This window comes from Pseudomonas sp. NBRC 111124, assembly GCF_001320245.1.
Classification (GTDB): domain Bacteria; phylum Pseudomonadota; class Gammaproteobacteria; order Pseudomonadales; family Pseudomonadaceae; genus Aquipseudomonas.
The window spans coordinates 95520-115255 of sequence record NZ_BCBA01000004.1 but is presented as its reverse complement, the minus strand read 5'-3'; the positions used below and the strand labels follow the sequence as shown (position 1 = coordinate 115255).

Here is a 19736-nt window from a genome sequence, read left to right as displayed (position 1 = left end):
GTGGCTCAAACCCGGTAGAAGTCCCGGTACCAGCCAACAAAAGCAGCGACGCCGTGCGCCAGCGGTGTGCTCGGCGCAAAATCGATCCAGCGCGTCAGTGACTCCACATCCGCCCAGGTTTCCAGTACGTCACCCGCCTGCAAGGGCAGGTACTCGCGCCGGGCCTTGATGCCCAGCGTGTCCTCCAGGCATTCGACGAACGCCAGCAGGCGCACCGGCTGGCCGCGGCCAATGTTGAACAGCCGGCAGGGCGGTTGCCCGGCATCAGGCCGTGGCGGTTGCTGGCGCAGGCGCAGGATGCTTTCGACGATGTCGTCGATGTAGGTGAAGTCGCGCGCCATCTGGCCGTGGTTGTAGAGCTGGATCGGCTGGCCCGCGAGCATCGCCCGGGTGAACTTGAACAGCGCCATGTCGGGGCGGCCCCACGGGCCATAGACGGTGAAGAAACGCAGGCCGGTGATCGGCAGCTGGTACAGGTGCGCGTAGCTGTGCGCCATCAGCTCATTGGCGCGCTTGCTCGCGGCATACAGCGAAATCGGCTGCTCGACCGGGTCGTCGATGCTGAACGGCTGCTTGCTGTTGGCGCCGTACACGGAACTGCTGGAGGCATAGATCAGGTGGCGCGGTGGGTGCCGGCGGCAGGCTTCGAGCAGGTTGAGAAATCCGGTCAGGTTGGCTTGCCCATAGACCGCCGGGTTGTCCAGCGAGTAGCGCACCCCCGCCTGCGCCGCCAGGTGAATCACTTCGCTGAATGGCTGCCCGGCGAACAGTTGCTGCAGGTCGGCGGTGTTGGCGATGTCGACCGTCTCGAAGCGGAAATGGGGGTAGGCGAGCAACTGCTGCAGGCGTGCCAGTTTGAGCTCGACGCTGTAGTAGGCGTTGAGGTTGTCGATGCCCACCACTTCGATGCCCGCTTCGCACAGGCGACGGGCGAGGTGGAAACCGATGAATCCGGCGGCGCCGGTGATCAGCACGGGCATGAGGATTTCACCTGGCCACGGCCGATGCCGTAATACGTGAGGCCAGCGGCTGCCATGTGCTCGGGCTCGAACAGGTTGCGGCCGTCGAACACCACGCGGTCTGCCAACTGCTGCGGGACCTTCTCCAGGTTCAGCACCCGGTAGTCCTGCCACTCGGTGACGATCACCAGGGCATCGGCGCCTTCCAGCGCATCGTCCTTGCACGGCACCAGCGTCAGGTCGGGGCGTACTCCGTAGTGCCGCTGGATTTCGCCCATGGCCTGCGGGTCATGAGCCTGGATGCTGGCGCCAGCGGCCCACAGCGCTTCGAGCAGCACCAGGCTGGAGGCTTGGCGAATGTCATCGGTGTTGGGTTTGAACGATAGCCCCCACACGGCAAAGACCTTGCCGTGCAGGCCGCCGGGGTAGTGACGCTGGATCTTGCTGAACAGCCGGCTTTTCTGCCGCTGGTTGACCGCTTCCACCGCGCCCAGCAGCTGCGAATCGAAGCCCTCGGCTTCGGCCGTCTTGCGCAGCGCCTGCAGGTCCTTGGGGAAGCACGAGCCGCCGAAGCCGCAGCCGGGGTAGATGAAGTCGTAGCCGATGCGTGGGTCCGAGCCGATGCCGCGGCGGACCATTTCGATGTCGGCACCCAGGTGCTCGGCCAGGTTGGCCATTTCGTTGATGAACGAAATCTTGGTCGCCAGCATGCAGTTGGCGGCGTACTTGGTCAGTTCGGCGCTGCGCGCATCCATGACCATGATCTTTTCGCGGTTGCGGCTGAACGGCTGGTACAGCTCGCGCAGCAGCTCGACCTCGGCCGGTGCGGCGCCGCCAATGATGATGCGGTCCGGGCGCATGCAGTCTTCCACCGCCGAGCCTTCCTTGAGGAACTCGGGGTTACTGATCACCGGGTAGCGTTCAGCGTCGGCCACGGCCTGGCCGATGTGCGCCTTGATGCGGTCTACCGTGCCGACGGGTGAGGTGGACTTGTTGACGATCACTTTGGGGCCCTCGGCATGTTCGAGGATGCTGTCGACCACGGCGAACACATGGCGCATGTCGGCGCTGCCATCGGCCTGCGGCGGGGTGCCGACAGCGATGAACTGCAAGTTGGCGTGGCGCACCGCCTCACCGGCGTTGGTGGTGAAGCGCACGCGGCCGCAGGCCAGGCTCTTTTCCAACAGCGGCGCAAGGCCAGGCTCGAAGATCGGGCAATGTCCCGCGCTGAGCGCTGCGACCCGTTCGGCATTGATATCCATGCACAACACCGAGTGCCCCACCTGGGCCAGGCAGACTGCCTGGGTCAGGCCGACATAGCCGGTACCGAAAACCGTAACCTTCATTCAACAGCCCCATGGTTTGAATCTGGACAGGCAGAAACCAACACGCCAGGAGATGTACGGGGATCCCGACCTATCCTTGGCAAGAAAGCTGAAAAAAAATGTCACATTGTTGTTTAGGAATTGTTACTTGAACGTCTGCCCGCAGGTACTCGGTCAGGTGGGGCTTTTGCTTCTAAACTTACTGGCGGGTTCGATGTTGCGAGCCGACACCATTCAATCGACCACCGCCTCCCCGGAGCGGATGTCCCTCGCTGGCGATGGCCTTCTTCCAGAGGAGGGCAGGTCATGGACGAGGCAAGGCTTCATGAATTCATGGGCAAGCTGGTGGGTGACATGGGCGCTGCGGCGACCCTGGCCAATGTGATTCTTGGCGACGAACTGGGGCTGTACCGGGCCATGGCCGACAGCCAGCCGACCAGCCCCGAGGCGCTGGCGGCGAAGACCGGTTGCCACCCGCGGCTGGTGCGCGAGTGGCTCAACGCCCAGGCGGCTTCCGGCTACATGGTGCATGACAACGGCACCTTCGTATTGCCTGAGGAACAGGCCATGACCCTGGCGCTGGAAGACTCGCCGGCCTACATGGCCGGCGGAGCGGCGGTGATCGCGGCGCTGTTCCATGACAAGGACAAACTGGTGGCGGCCATGCGCGGCGACGGCGGGCTGGCCTGGGGGGACCACCATCCGTGCATGTTCAGTGGCACCGAGCGCTTCTTCCGGCCTGGCTACCGCACCTTTCTGGTCGCGCAGTGGCTGCCGGCGCTCGAGGGTGTGGTGACCAAGCTGCAGGCCGGGGCCAAGGTGGCCGATGTCGGTTGCGGCCATGGCGCCTCGACCCTGGTCATGGCCCAGGCGTTTCCGGCTTCTACCTTCTCGGGCTACGACTACCATGCACCGTCCATTGCCACGGCCAGCGAACGGGCACGCGAGGCCGGGCTGACGGAGCGCGTGAGCTTCAAGCAGGCCTCGGCCAAGGACTACCCAGGCCATGACCACGACCTGGTGTGCTTCTTCGATTGCCTGCACGACATGGGCGACCCCGTGGGCGCGGCGAAGCATGCCTACCGGGCATTGAAGGCTGACGGTACGGTGATGCTGGTGGAGCCGTATGCCGAGGACTCGCTGGAGGGCAACCTGACGCCGGTCGGGCGCTTGTTCTATGCGGCGTCGACGTTTATCTGCACACCTAATTCGTTGTCCCAGGAAGTGGGGCTGGGGTTGGGTGCGCAGGCTGGGGAGGCGCGGTTGCGGGCAGTGTTCGAGGAGGCGGGGTTCAGGCAGTTCCGGCGGGCGACGCAGACACCGTTCAACCTGATCCTGGAGGCCCGGAAATAGGTGGCAGCTTGTGCCGGCCTCTTCGCGGGCTCGCCCGCTCCCACAGGTAATGCATAGTGTTCGAGGCCTGTGCGGTACCTGTGGGAGCGGGCGAGCCCGCGAAGAGGCAGGGCCTGGAAAAGCAGAAGGGGCGCCCTGTTGGCGCCCCTTCTGTTTACGGCTTAAGCTTCAGCGTCCCACGGACGATCGCCATTTTCATCTTTCACGCGGGTCGGCAGGCCCATCACGTCCAGCGCCTTGAGGAACGGCTCGGCTGGCAGCTCCTCGACGTTGACCATGCGCTTGGCATCCCACTCCCCACGGGCGACCAGCAGGGCTGCGGCCACTGGCGGTACGCCGGCAGTGTAGGAAATGCCCTGGCTGTCGGTCTCGGCGTAGGCTTCTTCGTGGTCGGCCACGTTGTAGATGAAGACTTCGCGCGGCTTGCCGTCCTTGGTGCCCTTGACCAGGTCACCGATGCAGGTCTTGCCCGTGTAGCCCGGGGCCAGCGAGGCCGGGTCTGGCAGCACGGCCTTGACCACTTTCAGTGGCACCACTTCCAGGCCTTCGGCAGTCTTCACCGGTTGCTCGGAGAGCAGGCCAAGGTTCTTCAGCACGGTGAACACATTGATGTAGTGTTCGCCGAAGCTCATCCAGAAACGCACGTTCGGCACGTTGAGGTTCTTCGAGATCGAATGAACTTCGTCGTGGCCGGTCAGGTACAGGTTCTGCGAACCCACCACTGGCAGGTCGTCGGTACGCTTGACTTCGAACATGGTGTTGCTGGTCCACTGGCTGTTCTGCCAGCTCCACACTTGCCCGGTAAACTCGCGGAAGTTGATTTCCGGGTCGAAGTTGGTGGCAAAGTACTTGCCGTGCGAACCGGCATTGACGTCGAGAATGTCGATCGAATCAATGCTGTCGAAGTATTGCTGCTGCGCAAGTTTTGCGTAGCTGTTCACCACACCCGGGTCGAAACCGACGCCGAGAATGGCGGTAATGTTCTTTTGTTGGCACTCTTCGAGGTGTTTCCACTCGTAGTTGCCGTACCACGGCGGGGTCTCGCAGATCTTGCCCGGCTCTTCGTGGATGGCGGTGTCCAGGTAGGCGACACCGGTATCGATGCAGGCACGCAGCACCGACATGTTGAGGAAGGCGGAACCGACGTTGATCACGATCTGCGATTCGGTCTCGCGGATCAGTGCCTTGGTCGCCTCGACATCGAGGGCGTTGAGCGAGAAGGCCTGGATGTCGGCGGGAACCTTGAGGCTACCCTTGGCCTTGACGCTGTCGATGATGGCCTGGCATTTGGAGATGTTCCGTGACGCGATAGCGATACGACCCAGTTCGTCGTTATGCTGCGCGCACTTGTGGGCCACCACCTTGGCGACACCTCCTGCACCAATGATAAGAACGTTCTTCTTCAATTTACCTGTTGCTCCTTACTTGGATAGCCGGTCTTACGACAGGCTGGAAACGTAGTCTTCGAAACCGAAATCGCGGACCACCTCGACGCTGCCGTCGAGTTGCTTGACCACGATCGATGGCATCTTCAAACCGTTGAACCAGTTTTTCTTGACCATGGTGTAACCGGCGGTGTCGATGAACGACAGGCGGTCGCCGATGGCCAGCGGACGATCGAATTGGTACTCGCCGAAGATGTCGCCGGCCAGGCACGACTTGCCGCAGACCATGTAGGTGTGCTCGCCGTCGTTGGGGGCCATCTTGGCGTTGAGGCGGTAGATCAGCAGGTCGAGCAGGTGTGCTTCGATCGAGCTGTCGACCACGGCCAGGTTTTTGCCGTTGAACAGGGTATCGAGCACGGTCACTTCCAGCGAGGCGCTGTTGGTGATGGCGGCTTCGCCCGGCTCCAGGTAGACCTGCACGCCGTATTTTTCCGAGAAGGCTTTCAGGCGCGCGCAGAAGGCGTCCAGCGCATAGCCTTCGCCGGTGAAGTGGATGCCGCCACCGAGGCTGACCCACTCGACCTTGTGCAGCAGGTGGCCGAAGCGTTCTTCGATGTGCGACAGCATCTTGTCGAACAGGCTGAAGTCGCCGTTCTCGCAATTGTTGTGGAACATGAAGCCGGAGATCTGTTCGATCACCTGCTCGATCTTGGCCGGGTCCCACTCGCCAAGGCGGCTGAACGGGCGGGCCGGGTCGGCCAGCAGGTAGTCGGAGCTGCTGACCTGCGGGTTGACGCGCAGGCCGCGGATTTTGCCTTCGGACTGTTCGGCGAAGCGCTGCAGCTGGCCGATCGAGTTGAAGATGATCTTGTCGCAGTTCTCGAGCATTTCCTCGATTTCGTCATCGGCCCAGGCCACGCTGTAGGCGTGGGTCTCGCCAGCGAACTTCTGGCGGCCGAGCTTGAGCTCGAACAGCGAGGACGAGGTGGTGCCATCCATGTACTGCTGCATCAGGTCGAATACCGACCAGGTGGCAAAGCACTTGAGGGCGAGCAGCGCCTTGGCACCGGAGTTTTCGCGCACGTAGGCGATTTTCTCCATGTTGCTCAGCAGCTTGGTTTTGTCGATGAGGTAGTACGGCGTCTTGATCATTTAAAGGCCCCCGGCCAGGCCGGCCAAAAAAAAGACCCGCATTGTGCCTTCACTTGCCGCAGATCGAAAGGGCGGATGGTGAATTGTTTCGGCAGTGGTAGGTTTAGAAGTACAGGGGTATGTGAACATACTGATGACAGGCTGACCAATGGCAAGCACCCGGCGCCCATACCGCCGTTCATTCCACCTGCTTCAACCACGCCTGAATCTGCTCCAACGTTGCAGTAGCTCCCCCACAAACCACCACCAGCACACGCTTGTAATTGGCCAGCGCAGCAGACTCATAAGCCAGCGCCAGCGCCGCTCCACACGCCGGCTCCACCAGCACCCGGTGGTCCAGCAGGAACCGCTCGCAGGCCTCCAGCGCTGCCCGGTCACTGACCAGGTGGCTGTGCACGGGATGCTGCCGGGTGCAGGCCAAGGCCTGTTCGGCCACGCGCTTGGCGCCCAGCGAGCTGGCCACCGAGGCGATGCGTTCGAGCGCCACCGTGTGCCCCGCCTGCATGGCCGCATGCAACGATGCGGCGCCTGCGGTTTCCACCGCCAGCACCGGCACATCGCCCCAGCCATTGCGCTGCAGGCCTGCGACCACGCCACTGAGCAACCCGCCGCCGCCCACCGACAGCACCACAGCATCCGGTTTGAACCCGGTCGCCGCGACTTCGTCGACCAGGCTGGCATGCCCGGCCCACAGCAGTGGGTCGTCGAACGGATGGATGAAGGCATCGCCTTCGCCGACCAAGGTCAATGCCAGTTCGTTGGCCTCTTGCCACGAGCTGCCATGCACCACTACCTTGGCGTCTTCCAGGCGCAGCAGCTCTTTGGCCCGTTCGGTGGTGGTCTCGGGCACCACCACGGTCACCGGCACGCCCAGCTTGCGCCCGGCATAGGCCACGGCCAGCCCGGCATTACCGCCTGACGACGAGACGAAATGGCCGGCGCCACGGGCGTGATGAACCTCGCAGGCATGGCCGACCCCGCGCAACTTGAACGAGCCACAGGGCTGCAGGGCGTCGAGCTTGAGCCAGACCGAACGGCCAGCGGCCAGCGACAGCGGGCGGGATTCGATCAGCGGTGTCTCGATGTGCAGGGTCATTGGCGGGCTCCTCGCAGTTGTTCCAGGTAGTTGTAAACGGTGTAGCGGGTCACACCCAGGGCGGCGGCGGCTTTCTCCACCCCGCCCTTGACGATGAACAGGCCGCGCTCCTGCATGACGCGTACGGCTTCGACCTTGGCTTGTTTGTTCATCCGGCCATGGCCGGTACGCAGCAGCGAGTCGGCAATGATCTCACTCATCAACATGGCCATGTCGGCGGGCTCGCTTGCCTCGGCAGGGGAGGCGCCGAGCGGCTGCAGCTGCTGGAGAAAACTCATGGCGGCGTCGAGACCGGTGACGTCGGTGTTGACGCAGAGGCTGGCGAATGGGTGGCCGCTGCTGTCGCGAAAGATGGCCGTGGCGCTGCGCAGGGTGCGGCCTTTGAGGGTGGTGGGGTAATCGGGCAATACCACGGGGGCAGAGCCTTGCTGATCGGCACTGGCCTGCATCAGGGCCTTGAAACCCTGGTCCTGCTCCGGTGCGGCAAGGATCGGGCTGCCGACCACGCGGCCGGAGAGGTGGCCGTTGACGATCGCCACCACGGAGTGTTCCGGATGGTCGAGGTCGTGCAGGAGGATTTCCATGTTGCGCGCGGCAACGCTGCCCAGGGCCTGGATGGCGGCCTTGAGGACGGTGAGGGTGAGTTGGCGTTCTTCGGCTGGAGACATGGGAAATCACAAAATTCAACGTGGCGTGTATTTTTACACGATTAGTTGAATTTTGCGATTGGCTTTTCCAGGCCCATTCGCGGGCATGCCCGCGAATGCCTTAATTAGCCCAGGGCTGGAGTGCGCGGCGGAATCATCCGGCGCGAACCGGTCGATTCAAAAGCCGCAGCAAAGCTCAGCAGCGCATTGTCGCTATAGGCCTTGCCGGCAAAGGTCAGCCCTACAGGCATGCCGATATCGGCCATCACACCCATCGGCACGGTTACGGTCGGTACGCCCAGGTGACGGATCGCCAGGTTACCGTTGGCCACCCAGATGCCGTTGCTCCAGGCAATGTCGGCCGAGGCCGGGTTAACGTCGGCATCGGCCGGGCCCACATCGGCCACGGTCGGGAACAGCACGGCGTCCAGGCCCTGCGCGTCCATCCAGTCTTCGAGGTCCATCTTGCGGGTCTGTTCCAGCCCGCGCAGGCCATCGGGCAGGGTCTCGATCTGGTCCCAGGTCTTCAGTCCGCGCTTGGCCATGTTGACGTATTCGTCCATGCCGGCGGCCAGGTCGTCCTCACGGTTGGGCAGGGTGCCGGGGTCGTGCGGGAAGATCTGCGGCCCATCGACATCGGCCAGGCGGTTCAGTTTCGGGTCATCGTTGGCCCGCAGGAAGTCGTCGAAGCCCCAGCCCGACAGTTCCCACAGTTCGTCATGGAGGAATTCCTTGCTGACGATGCCACGGTTGTAGACGGTCGGTGCGCCCGGGCGGTCGCCCTCGCAGTTGGACACCAGTGGGAAGTCGACTTCCAGCACTTCGGCGCCGGCCGCTTCCAGGGCCTGGCGCGCCTGTTTCCACAAGTCGATGACGCTGTCGCGGGTGTTGATGCGCTGGCCGGTCGGGCCACCGATGCCTGGCTTCTCGGAGGTGCCGGCTTCGGCGTCGGCGTTGATGTACATGCGCGGTACGCCAAAACGCTTGCCCTTTAGCGGGCTGGCATCGACGGCCAGCTCAAGGTAGGAGGCCGGGCGTACGGAGGAGGCGGCCGGGATCGGTACCCACGGCTGCAGGCGCCACAGGTCGCCGCGCTTGTCGGCATCGTCGGCAACCACCACGTCGAGGATTTCCAGCAGGTCGGCCATGGTCCGGGCGTACGGCACCACGACGTCCATGGTCGGGGTCAGCGGCCAGTTACCACGTACCGAGATCACGCCACGCGACGGGGTGTAGGCGCACAAGCCATTATTCGATGCCGGGCCGCGGCCGCTCGACCAGGTTTCCTCAGCCAGGCCGAAGGCGCTGAAGCTGGCCGCGGTGGCGGTACCGGCGCCGTTCGACGAGCCGGAGGCGAACGGTGCGGTCAGGTAGTTGGCGTTGTACGGGCTTTCGGCGCGGCCGTAGACGCCACGCTGCATGCCGCCATTGGCCATCGGTGGCATGTTGGTCTTGCCCAGGCACACGGCACCGGCAGCGCGCAGGCGTTCGATGGTGAAGGCGTCGCGCTGGGCGACCAGGTCCTTGAATGCCGGGCTGCCGGAGGCGGCGGTCAGGCCCTTGACCAGGTAGCTGTCCTTGGCGGTGTAGGGGATGCCGTCCAGCGGGCTGAGGGTTTGGCCCTTGGCGCGGCGGGCGTCGGAGGCCTCGGCTTCCTTGAGCGCTTCAGGGTTGCGCACGACCACGGCGTTCAGCGCGGTGGCGGTGTCGGCGCCGTCGTAGGCGTCGATGCGTGCCAGGTAGGCCTTGACCAGCTCGACCGCCGTCGTGCGGCCGGTTTCGAGCGCGTCGCGCAGCTCGGCAATGGAAACCTCGGTTACCTCGATCATGCTTTCACCAAAATTTGTGCAGGTTGGGGCTTAGTGCGAGGAGTGTACAAGAAGGGATCAGGGGAGGGAGGTTTGCGCCGCAGAAATGGTTTTTTGCATTGGGGCATTGTCGGGGCCGCGCTGCGGCCCCGCGGTCGTCAATCCAGGTCGGCCGCTGAATGCCGCTCGGGCACCTGGCTGGCTTCATCGCCCCAGGTACGGTTGACCCGAGTGCCGCGCTGCACGGCCGGGCGTTGGGCAATTTCCTCGGCCCAGCGCTGCACATGCGGGTACTCATCCACCGCCAGGAACTCGGCCGCGCCATACAGGTTGCCGCGCACCAATTGGCCGTACCACGGCCACACGGCGATATCGGCGATGCTGTATTCGTCGCCGCCCAGGTAGCGGCTGACCGCCAGGCGGCGCTCAAGCACGTCGAGTTGGCGCTTGGCTTCCATGGTGAAGCGGTTGATGGCGTACTCGAACTTTTCCGGTGCGTACACATAGAAGTGGCCGAAACCTCCGCCCAGATAAGGCGCGGCGCCCATCTGCCAGAACAGCCAGTTCAGGCTTTCGGTGCGTGCGGCCGGGGCCTTGGGTAAGAAAGCGCCGAACTTGTCCGCCAGGTGCAGCAGGATCGAACCGGACTCGAATACCCGCACCGGTGGCTCGACGCTGCGGTCGAGCAGGGCAGGGATCTTCGAGTTGGGGTTGACCTCGACGAAGCCGCTGGAGAACTGGTCGCCGTCACCGATGCGGATCAGCCAGGCGTCGTATTCGGCGCCGCTGTAGCCCTGGGCGAGCAGCTCTTCGAGGAGGATGGTGACCTTGACGCCATTGGGGGTGGCCAGGGAGTACAGCTGCAGCGGGTGCTTGCCGACCGGCAGGTCCTTGTCATGGGTCGGCCCGGCGATCGGCCGGTTGATGCTGGCGAACTGGCCGCCGGACGCGGCATCGTTGCGCCAGACCTTGGGCGGTACGTAGGGGGGCTTGCTCATGCAGAGGTTCTCCTTGGAAAGCGCGAAAGCGACCACTAAAGACGTGGACCTGCATCTATGCCACGGGTTCGGAGAAAAGCGCAAATGCATTGGGCGCGGGCGTCATCTGCAAGCCGTGCCGCGATGTAGGCCGTGATTGCAGGCAACGGTGTTACGAGGCCAGCTGGCAGGTCTTTTCAAAATGTTGGCGGGGTGATCACCCAGATCACCACGGCGTCCACTTCGCCCGGGTTGCCATAGCGGTGCGGCTCCTGGCTGGAGAAGCTGAAGCTGTCGCCTTCGCCCAGCAGGAAGTGACGCTCGCCCACCCACACCTCGAAACTGCCCGAGAGGACATAGCCCGCTTCGTCACCTTCATGGCTGTAGCTCTGCTGGCTGTAGGTGCCTGGCGGAAAGCGAGAATGCAGCATTTCCAGTTGGCGGTTGGGTTGCGGGGTGAGCAGCTGGTCGACGATGCCGTCCTCGTAATGCACGCTCAGCCGGCTGTTGCGCCGCACCACATAACCCTGGTCTTCAGGCGCGGTGGTGGCTTCGCTGGCGAAGAACCACTGGATGGTGACGCCGAGGCTGCGGGCGATGTTGAACAACGCCGGGATCGACGGGTACGACAGGTTGCGTTCCAGCTGGCTGATGTAGCCGGCGGTCAGCTCGCTGTGCGCCGCCAGCTCTGCCAGGGTCATGCCGCGACGCTTGCGCAGGCCGCGGATGCGGCCACCGAGGAACTGCGGCGCGGCACTGCCATCTTCGGCGGCGGGCGGGAACTGGGGTTGCTGGCTCATGCGCTTCGGTCCATCGGGAAAGCCGCAGTATGGCCAGGCTCAAAGCGCCCAGGCAACTGTCAGACCGTCGTGGATGGCCTCTTCGACCGTGCGTGGGGCTAGGCAGTCGCCAATGCGCCGTACTTCCACCAAACCGGACAGTTCCGCTGCCAGGGTGTCCTGAGGTTGGTGGCCGAGGCACAGCACCAGGGTGTCGATACCTTCGAAGATCATCGGCTCGCCGCTTGCGGTGTGCTGCAGATAAACGGTGTTGTCGTCGCTGCCGTACAGGCGGGCATAAGGCGTGATCGGGATGCCGAGGCGGTGCAGCTCGCCAGCCATCTGGTCGCGTACATACAGCGGTAGCGCTTCACCACAGTGGGTGCCGTTCACTGCCAGTTGCACCTGATGGCCGTCGCGAACCAGGCGTTCAGCGATGCCGGGGCCAATCCAGTCGCTGCGCCAGTCGATCACCAGCACGGAGCGGCCGAGGGTGGCCTCGTTGCGCAGCACCTGCCAGGCATCCACCACTTGCAGCTCGCCGCTGCGTTCGAAAGCTGGCCAGTAGGGCGTGGCGCCGGTCGCGGCAATGACCAGGTCGGGACGTTCGCGTTCGACCAGGGCGCGGTCAACGCGCGTATTACGTACTACGCGTACGCCGGCCAGTTCCATTTCCCGCTGCAGGTTGGTGCTGGCGCCGCCGAATTCGCTGCGCCGGGGCAGCAACTGGGCGAGCTGGATCTGCCCGCCCAGTTGTGTACTGGCTTCGTAAAGCGTGACGTCATGCCCACGGGCGGCAGCAACGGCTGCGGCTTTCATGCCGGCAGGGCCGCCACCGGCCACCAGGATGCGCTTGCGTGTTGTAGCGGGGGCAGGGGTTTCGTATTGCAACTCGCGTCCGGTTTCCGGGTGCTGGATACAGGAAATCGGCAGCCCGCGGTGGAAGTGGCCGATACAGGCCTGGTTGCAGGCGATGCAGGCGCGCACGTCCTCGACCTGGCCGCGCTCGGTCTTCGCCGGCATCTGCGGGTCGCAGATCAGCGCGCGGGTCATGCCGCAGACGTCGGCCTGGCCACGGGCTAGGATCAGTTCGGCTTCCTGCGGCTGGTTGATGCGCCCGGTGACGAACAGCGGGATGCTCAGGTGCTGCTTGAAGGTGCCGGCTTCGCGCGCAAGGTAAGCCGGGGCGATGGCCATGGGCGGCACGATATGCACGGCACCCCCCAGTGATGCCGAGGTGCCGGCAACGATGTGCAGATAGTCGACCTGGTCTTGCAGGGCCTGGGCGGCGGCGAGGGATTCGTCTTCGCTCAGGCCTTCGCTGTCGCGCTCGTCGGCGCTGACGCGCAGGCCGACGATGAACTGCTCGTCGGTGGCCGCCCTGACCGCTGCCAGCACTTCACGCAGGAAGCGCAGGCGCTGTTCCAGCTCGCCGTTGTAGCCGTCGTTGCGCTGGTTGACCCGCGGGTTGATGAACTGCGCCGGCAGGTAGCCATGGCTCGCCACCACCTCGACCCCGTCCAGGCCCGCCTGGTGCAAGCGCCTGGCTGCGCTGGCGTAACCCTGGACGATCTCGTCGATCATTGCCTGGTCCAGCGCGCGCGGCATCACCCGGAAGCGCTCGTTGGGCACCGACGAAGCCGAGTAGGCCACCGCCAACAGGCCGTCCGCCGATTCCATGATTTCCCGCCCTGGGTGAAACAGCTGCGACAACACCACCGTGTCATGGGCGTGGCAGGCCTCGGCCAGGCGCCGGTAACCGTCGATGCAGGCGTCGTCGGTGGCCATCAGCACGTGTGAGGTGTAGCGGGCACTGTCATGCACCCCGGCCACCTGCAGCACGATCAGGCCGGCACCGCCGGCGGCACGGGCGCGCTGGTAGGCGATGAGCTTGTCATTGACCAGGTTGTCGGTGGGCAGGCAGGTGTCGTGGCCGGTCGACATGATGCGGTTTTTCAGGCGTTTGCCACGGATCTGCAGGGGTTCGAACAGGTGGGCGAAAGCGGTTGTCATGAGGCAGCTCCGGTGCAGAGTCGTTCTTGTTTTTCTCATGAAAGTGTAGCTCCAGTAAAAAATCAACTTGTTTTTTTACTGGTGGCCGTCTAGCTTTTTCCCAGCCACGGCAGTGGCGCGTGACCTCACTACAACAAGAAACGGGCCTTCGAGCTGTGGCGCGAAGGTACCGACAGGAGGCAACTCGATGCAGGCATTTCCTCGCAGTACCAGCCTTTGCGCAGCGCTGCTGGCCTTGGGCCTGGGCAGTGCGCAAGCGGCGCCGCAGATGGTCGTGGTCGGCTATGGCGGCGCCGGTCAGAAAGCCCAGGATGTGGCGATCTTCCAGCCTTTCAGCGCCCAGGACGGCAGCAAGTTGATCCAGAGCGAATACAACGGCGAGATGGCGCGCATCCAGGTGATGGCCGATACCGGGAATGTCGACTGGGACGTGGTGCAGATCGAGGGGCCCGACCTGATGCGCGGCTGCGACGAGGGCGTCTACGAGCGCCTCGACTGGCAGCGCCTGGGGCATGCCGCGGAACTGATCCCCGATGCCGCGCAAGACTGCGGCTCAGCGGCATTGGTGTGGAGCGTGGCGATTGCCTACGACCGCGACAAGCTGGCCCAGGCGCCGACCTCGTGGGCCGATTTCTGGGACGTGCAGAAGTACCCGGGCAAACGCGGCCTGCGCAAGCGCGCGGTGTATAACCTGGAGTTCGCCTTGCTAGCCGACGGGGTCAAGGTCGATGACGTGTACAAGGTGCTTTCGACTCCGGCGGGTGTCGAGCGCGCCTTTGCCAAGCTCACCGAGCTCAAGCCGTACATTCAGTGGTGGGACGCTGGCGCGCAACCGGCGCAGTGGCTGACCGCGGGGGATGTGGTGATGACCTCGACCTACAGTGGCCGCATCGCCGTGGCGGCGCAGCAAGGCAGCCCGCTGGCGGTGGTCTGGCCTGGCAGCCTGTATGGCATGGACTACTGGGCGATCATCAAGGGCTCGAAGCATGTCGACCATGCCAAGCGCCTGATCAGCTATGCCAACCAGGCGGATACCCAGGTGCGTTATGTCGAGCAGATCCCTTATGGGCCGACCAATACCCAGGCAGCGGCCAAGCTTGACCCTTCGCTGGCCAGTTGGGTACCGACCTCACCGGAGAACCTGCAGGGGGCGTTGGCGATGAATGTGGCGTTCTGGGTCGACCATGGCGAGGAACTGGAACAGCGCTTCAATGCCTGGGCCAGTAAATGATGTAGCTTATCGGGGCCGCTTTGCGGCCCCAATTACAACAGGAAGAATAACAATGACCGCCACGGAACAGACCCTGCGCCAGCAACTGGCCGCCTGCTACCGCCTGATTGCCCACTTTCGTATGTCGGACCTGATTTTCACCCACATCTCGCTGCGTCTGCCGGGCCCCGAGCACCATTTCCTGATCAACCCCTACGGCTTGCTGTTCGAAGAGATCACGGCCTCGAGCCTGGTGAAGATCGACCTGCAGGGCCGCCCGGTTGAGCCCACCGAATACCCGGTCAACCCGGCCGGGTTCGTCATCCACAGCGCCATCCATGCCGCCCGCAAAGATGCCCAGTGCGTGCTGCACACCCACACCCGCGCCGGTTGCGCGGTGGCGGCGCTGGAGTGCGGGTTGCTGCCGGTCAACCAGATGTCGATGGAGTTCCATGGCAAGGTCGCCTACCACACCTATGAAGGCATCGCCCTGGACCTGGACGAGCAACAGCGGCTGGTGGCAGACCTGGGCGACAAACCGGTGATGATCCTGCGCAACCACGGCTTGCTGACCACCGGGCGCTCGGTGGCCGAGGCGTTCTTGCGCATGTATTACCTGGAGAAGGCTTGCGACATTCAGCTGGCGGCGCAGAGTGCCGGGCAGCTGGTGCTGCCGTCGGAGGCGGTGTGTGCGCATACCGAGCGGCAGTTCAACGAGCCGATGCGCGGGTTGAAGCAGGGCGAGCTGAATGACCCGGATGCAGTGCAACTGGCCTGGGGGGCTTTGTTGCGGATGCTGGAGCGGATTGCCCCTGACTATCGCGACTGACTCACTGGCCTCTTCGCGGGCGTACCCGCGAAGAGGCCAGTGCAGGAGCACTCAGCAAGCCGCCATCAGCGCGCCTGCGGCACGATCATGCTGGCCGGTGCCTCGGCGGCACGCCGGCGCGCCACGCAGTAGTACAACACGCTCGGCACCACCAGGCCGATCAGCCACGACACATCCACGCCCCCCAGGTGCGCGACCATGGGGCCGGTGTACAGCTTGGTGTCGATGAACGGCATCTGCACCAGTACGCCGAGGGTGTAGACACTGATACCAGGCCAGTTCCAGCGGCCGTAGCGGCCCTCCGGGTCGGCCAGGGCCGGGATGTCGTAACGTTCTTTGGTGATGAAGTAGTAATCCACCAGGTTGACCGCGCTCCAGGGCACGAAGAAGGTCAGCAGGAACAGGATGAACGACTTGAACGCACTGAGGAACGAATGCTGACCGAGCAGGGCCACCAGGGTGGCAGCGCCGACGATGGCCAGCACGAACACCAGGCGTTGCAGGCGGCTGATGGCCAGGTGGCCACGGAAGCCGCTGATGATGGTGGCAATGCACATGAAGCTGCCGTAGGAATTCAGCGTCGAGATGGTCACCTTGCCGAAGGCGATGCTGAAGTACAGCAGCGCAGCGGTGGTGCCGGCCCCGCCAAGGCCGACGATGTAGGCCACTTCACGCCCGCTGAACTGCCCGCCGGCGATGGCTGCGGCGAACACGCCGAGGATCATCGACGCTTGCGCACCTATGACCGAGCCCAGGCCGGCGGCGAAAAAGGTCTTCACCGGCGAGGTGCTGCTCGGCAGGTAGCGCGAATAATCCGCCACATAGGGGCCGAAGGCGATCTGCCACGAGGCCGCCAGCGACACCGCGAGCAGGAAGGTGGCCCAGCTGAAGTGGCGATTTTCCAGCAGTTGGCCGATGTCGGCGAGCATCAGGATGCGGCTGAACAGGTAGACGAAGGCAATGATGCCCAGCACGCTGGCAACCCGTCCAATCCAGTGGATCACCCGGTAGCCGGCGAGGGTGGCGAGCACGATCACCGAGGCGAAGATGAGGATGCCGGTGCTGTCGCTGACGCTCAGCAACTGGCCGATGGCCTGGCCAGACAACACCGTGCCGGTGGCGGTGAAACCCAGGTACATCAGGCACACCAGCACCATCGGGATGGCTGCGCCATACACGCCGAACTGCACCCGGCTCGAGATCATCTGCGGCAGGCCCAGGCGCGGGCCTTGAGCCGCATGCAAGGCCATGACTGCGCCGCCGATCAATTGACCCAGCAGCAAACCGATCAGCGACCAGAACACGTCGCCGCCGAGCACCACGGCGAGGGCGCCGGTGACGATGGCGGTAATCTGCAGGTTGGCACCGAGCCACAGGGTGAACTGGCTGTACAGCTTGCCATGGCGCTCGGCTTCGGGGATGTAGTCGATAGAGCGCCGTTCGAGCACGGATTTGCGAGACATTGAGGGCTCCACTTCATTGTTGTTGTGTGAGGGCGAGGGCCATCGCCGGCGCGTGGCGCGGATGGCGTCTGCCTGATGTGAGCATGTCTATACAAGTAAGGTCAAGTGAAGTCTGCAGGGCGTAACAGCTAATCTGTTCTATAAGGGTTGGCCGTAACTGTGCTGGTCCATGGTCGGAAAATGGCCTTATGCTGTTACGAAATATGTCTAGAACGCCTGAAGAAGGAAGTTGCAATGCCGCTCAAGGACCTGCTGATTGCCCTGGTGGTGATCGTCGCCTGGGGAATCAATTTCGTGGTCATCAAGGTCGGCCTCGATGGCTTGCCGCCGATGCTGCTGGGGGCATTGCGCTTTCTGCTGGTGGCGTTCCCGGCCGTACTTCTGGTCAAGCGGCCGAAGCTGCCGTGGCGCTGGCTGATTGCTTATGGTGCGACCATCTCCCTGGGCCAGTTCGCCTTTCTTTTTCAGGCCATGTACAGCGGCATGCCGCCGGGCCTGGCGTCGCTGGTGCTGCAGTCGCAGGCGTTCTTCACCCTCGGCTTTGCCGCGCTGTTTCTTGGTGAACGCCTGCGCCTGGCCAGCGTGCTCGGCCTGGTGGTGGCGGCCAGCGGCCTGGCGCTGATCGGCAGCGAGGACAGCGGCCATGTACCGCTGGTGGCACTGCTGCTGACCTTGTGTGGCGGGGCTATGTGGGGCATGGGCAACATCATTACCCGCCGCTTTGGTTCGGTGGACTTGGTGGCGCTGGTGATTTGGGGCGGGTTGATTCCGCCGCTGCCGTTCCTGGCTTTGTCGTGGTGGCTGGAAGGGCCGGAGCGGATCGGCCATGCGCTGGCCAATATCAGCTGGAGCTCGGTGCTGGCGCTGGCGTACCTGGCATTCGTTGCCACCATGCTCGGCTATAGCCTGTGGAGCAAACTGCTGTCGCGCCACCCTGCGGGCAAGGTGGCACCATTCTCGCTGCTGGTACCGGTGATCGGCCTGAGTTCGTCGGCGTGGTTGCTGGGTGAGCGGCTGACGGCGGTGCAGGGCTGGGGCGCGCTGCTGGTGATGCTCGGCCTGCTGGTCAATGTGTTTGGGTCGAAGCTGGGGCAGCGGTTGCGCGCGGCAAGCGCTCAATAGCGGAAGCGGCCGGCGCATTTGTTAGACTTGGCCTTTTTGCAAGGCCAAGGAGCTCTACATGATCATCTCCACCACCAGCCAGCTCGAAGGCCGCCCCATCGCCGAGTACCTTGGCGTGGTCAGCTCCGAATCGGTGCAGGGCATCAACTTCGTGCGCGATTTCTTCACACGTTTTCGTGACTTCTTCGGTGGCCGTTCACAGACCCTGGAAAGCGCGCTGCGCGAGGCCCGCGAGCAGGCCACCGAGGAACTCATGGCGCGGGCACGGCAGTTGCAAGCCGATGCCGTGGTAGGCGTGGACTTCGAAATCAGCATGCCGTCGATGCAAGGCGGCATGGTCGTAGTGTTCGCCACCGGTACTGCCGTGCGGCTGAAGTAGCCAAATGCCACTGGTCGGGTCTGCAGGTTTCGTCCGGGCAGTCCGCTTGTGACCGGCTAGTCTCACTGGCACAGGTCGCGTTTTTCAGGTCAGCCCATTGCTGGTCGACGCGGTCGCCACTGAACGGAGACAGGGCATGAGTGAGTCCTTTTTCGAAGACGCCAATGATGCATTCCCGATCAACAGCCAGGTGCGTTGTGGCCAGGCAGCTTTCCGCCTGGGTTTTGCCCACATGACCCTGGAAGAGTCGGAAGACCTCAAGCCCGTCTACCTGCAGCGCATCAAGAAGGGCCGCTTCACATTACGGGTGCCGGCCAGGAAATAGGCCTGCGAAAAAGTGAACCTGCGCACAGATCCCCGCCCAACGGCGGGGTTTTTGTTGGTGTTGCTTGATCCTGCTCATGGTAACCGCAGGTTGCCCTCGCGGTGGCGGAGCGGTTGTGGTTTTCTGGCGCTGCATCCAGGAAAGAGAGGATTGATTTTTCATGCGAGTCAGGGACGAGACCTATTGGCAGTGGGCCGATGCACAGTTGCATAGCCGCTGCCATGACGAAGTGCTCAGCGACGGCACTTCGCTGGATATCCAGGTGCGCCTGTCGCGGCTCGGCGCGACGCAGCTGTTCCTTGGGCTCTACGGCCAGGACGGCAGGGCACTGCTGGAGGAGTACTACCCGGCGCGGCCCGGCGAAACCATGACCCGCGCGCTGGTGTGGGGCGTGAACCGGGCGCGGGCGCTGGCCATCGGTGCGTTACCGATGCCGCAGCGTCAACGGCGGGCATGAAAAAGCCCGGCCTATGCAGGCCGGGCTCCATAAGTGGTGGCGAACCCTCAGTTCAGCGGTTCGATCACCTTGACTGCCTGCCGCTCACGGGCGGCGGGCCATTCTTGTTGCAGGGTCTGCAGGACGCGGCCGACAAACTCGGTATCGGCGGCGGCCTTTTTGCCGACGTAGCCTTGGCCACGGCGGTAGACCTTGAAGCGGGCGCGCATGCTGGGCAGGTGCGCTTCGAATTCATCTTCGACCGTGTTCGGCGGCAGGCGGTCGATGCGCACCTCGCCGGTCTGGCTGACCCACAGCAGGTGGTCGTCGAGGCTGTCCTTGCGTACCGCGAACAGCTGGGCCAATTGGTCGATTGTCGGATTGTTGTTCAAGTTCATCATAAAGCCCCCATCACCTATTTGTTGTTGATTGTCACAGTTGGCGCCACAGGATGTAGCGCACTACCAAGGCTGCTACA

Annotated in this window: 19 protein-coding genes; 7 read left to right on the top strand and 12 right to left on the bottom strand. The window is 63.8% G+C overall.

The annotated features are described in order from the left end of the window. Positions 1–5: 5 nt before the first annotated feature. Together APH28_RS02465 and APH28_RS02460 are read right to left on the bottom strand one after the other, a co-directional pair. Complete coding sequence (locus APH28_RS02465) at positions 6–980, bottom strand: NAD-dependent epimerase/dehydratase family protein (protein WP_060507458.1); 975 nt, start codon at positions 978–980, stop codon at positions 6–8. Beyond that, positions 968–2305: a UDP-glucose/GDP-mannose dehydrogenase family protein gene (locus tag APH28_RS02460; protein ID WP_060507457.1), complete on the bottom strand. Its 1338-nt coding sequence runs from the start codon at positions 2303–2305 to the stop codon at positions 968–970. The genes APH28_RS02465 and APH28_RS02460 overlap by 13 nt, the downstream gene beginning before the upstream one ends. 285 nt (positions 2306–2590) lie before the next feature. On the opposite strand from APH28_RS02460, the gene APH28_RS02455 reads away from it, so the two are divergent. Continuing rightward, positions 2591–3637, top strand: coding sequence for a class I SAM-dependent methyltransferase (locus APH28_RS02455; protein ID WP_060507456.1), 1047 nt, complete (start codon positions 2591–2593; stop codon positions 3635–3637). A 161-nt stretch (positions 3638–3798) separates the two neighbouring features. Here the strand turns inward: APH28_RS02455 and APH28_RS02450 are convergent, their stop codons facing one another. The 8 genes from APH28_RS02450 to APH28_RS02415 form a co-directional block, all read right to left on the bottom strand. Further along, positions 3799–5043: a saccharopine dehydrogenase family protein gene (locus APH28_RS02450; protein ID WP_054887353.1), complete on the bottom strand. Its 1245-nt coding sequence runs from the start codon at positions 5041–5043 to the stop codon at positions 3799–3801. Positions 5044–5076: 33 nt separating this feature from the next. Next, positions 5077–6174, bottom strand: a complete 1098-nt coding sequence (locus APH28_RS02445) for a carboxynorspermidine decarboxylase (protein ID WP_060507455.1) — start codon at positions 6172–6174, stop codon at positions 5077–5079. A 178-nt stretch (positions 6175–6352) separates the two neighbouring features. Further along, the gene (locus APH28_RS02440; RefSeq protein ID WP_060507454.1) at positions 6353–7270 is read right to left on the bottom strand and encodes a pyridoxal-phosphate dependent enzyme; all 918 of its coding nucleotides are present in this window, start codon (positions 7268–7270) and stop codon (positions 6353–6355) included. Next, positions 7267–7938: a transcriptional regulator gene (locus APH28_RS02435; protein WP_060507453.1), complete on the bottom strand. Its 672-nt coding sequence runs from the start codon at positions 7936–7938 to the stop codon at positions 7267–7269. Before APH28_RS02435 ends, APH28_RS02440 begins: the two co-directional genes overlap by 4 nt. Positions 7939–8042: 104 nt before the next feature. Beyond that, positions 8043–9746: an amidase gene (locus APH28_RS02430; protein WP_060507452.1), complete on the bottom strand. Its 1704-nt coding sequence runs from the start codon at positions 9744–9746 to the stop codon at positions 8043–8045. A gap of 137 nt (positions 9747–9883) precedes the next feature. Beyond that, positions 9884–10723, bottom strand: coding sequence for a glutathione-dependent disulfide-bond oxidoreductase (yghU, locus tag APH28_RS02425; RefSeq protein ID WP_060507451.1), 840 nt, complete (start codon positions 10721–10723; stop codon positions 9884–9886). 176 nt (positions 10724–10899) lie between these two features. Further along, positions 10900–11502 (bottom strand): helix-turn-helix domain-containing protein, encoded by a 603-nt coding sequence (locus APH28_RS02420; RefSeq protein ID WP_060507450.1) that lies wholly within the window; start codon positions 11500–11502, stop codon positions 10900–10902. A 39-nt stretch (positions 11503–11541) separates the two neighbouring features. Continuing rightward, positions 11542–13494 (bottom strand): FAD-dependent oxidoreductase, encoded by a 1953-nt coding sequence (locus tag APH28_RS02415; protein WP_060507449.1) that lies wholly within the window; start codon positions 13492–13494, stop codon positions 11542–11544. A 187-nt stretch (positions 13495–13681) separates the two neighbouring features. Between APH28_RS02415 and APH28_RS02410 the strand changes: the two genes are divergently transcribed. Both APH28_RS02410 and APH28_RS02405 read left to right on the top strand, forming a co-directional pair. After that, on the top strand, positions 13682–14725 hold the full coding sequence (locus APH28_RS02410; RefSeq protein WP_060507448.1) for an ABC transporter substrate-binding protein: 1044 nt from the start codon (positions 13682–13684) through the stop codon (positions 14723–14725). A gap of 52 nt (positions 14726–14777) precedes the next feature. After that, complete coding sequence (locus tag APH28_RS02405; protein ID WP_060507447.1) at positions 14778–15533, top strand: class II aldolase/adducin family protein; 756 nt, start codon at positions 14778–14780, stop codon at positions 15531–15533. 65 nt (positions 15534–15598) lie between these two features. Here APH28_RS02405 and APH28_RS02400 read toward each other — a convergent pair whose 3' ends face one another. Next, on the bottom strand, positions 15599–16996 hold the full coding sequence (locus APH28_RS02400; protein WP_060507446.1) for a cytosine permease: 1398 nt from the start codon (positions 16994–16996) through the stop codon (positions 15599–15601). Positions 16997–17230: 234 nt separating this feature from the next. On the opposite strand from APH28_RS02400, the gene APH28_RS02395 reads away from it, so the two are divergent. The 4 genes from APH28_RS02395 (at position 17231) to APH28_RS02380 (ending at position 19279) form a co-directional block, all read left to right on the top strand. Continuing rightward, positions 17231–18118, top strand: coding sequence for an EamA family transporter (locus APH28_RS02395; protein WP_060507445.1), 888 nt, complete (start codon positions 17231–17233; stop codon positions 18116–18118). Positions 18119–18176: 58 nt separating this feature from the next. After that, positions 18177–18497 carry a YbjQ family protein gene (locus tag APH28_RS02390; protein WP_060507444.1) on the top strand — a complete coding sequence of 107 codons (321 nt, stop codon included), beginning with the start codon at positions 18177–18179 and terminating at the stop codon, positions 18495–18497. Between the two features lie 136 nt (positions 18498–18633). Then, a complete protein-coding gene (locus APH28_RS02385; protein ID WP_060507443.1) occupies positions 18634–18822 on the top strand; it encodes a hypothetical protein in 189 nt (62 codons plus the stop codon). A gap of 160 nt (positions 18823–18982) precedes the next feature. Then, positions 18983–19279, top strand: a complete 297-nt coding sequence (locus tag APH28_RS02380) for a hypothetical protein (RefSeq protein ID WP_060507442.1) — start codon at positions 18983–18985, stop codon at positions 19277–19279. Positions 19280–19326: 47 nt separating this feature from the next. Here the strand turns inward: APH28_RS02380 and APH28_RS02375 are convergent, their stop codons facing one another. Continuing rightward, positions 19327–19659 (bottom strand): hypothetical protein, encoded by a 333-nt coding sequence (locus tag APH28_RS02375; protein WP_027916800.1) that lies wholly within the window; start codon positions 19657–19659, stop codon positions 19327–19329. Positions 19660–19736: the final 77 nt, after the last annotated feature.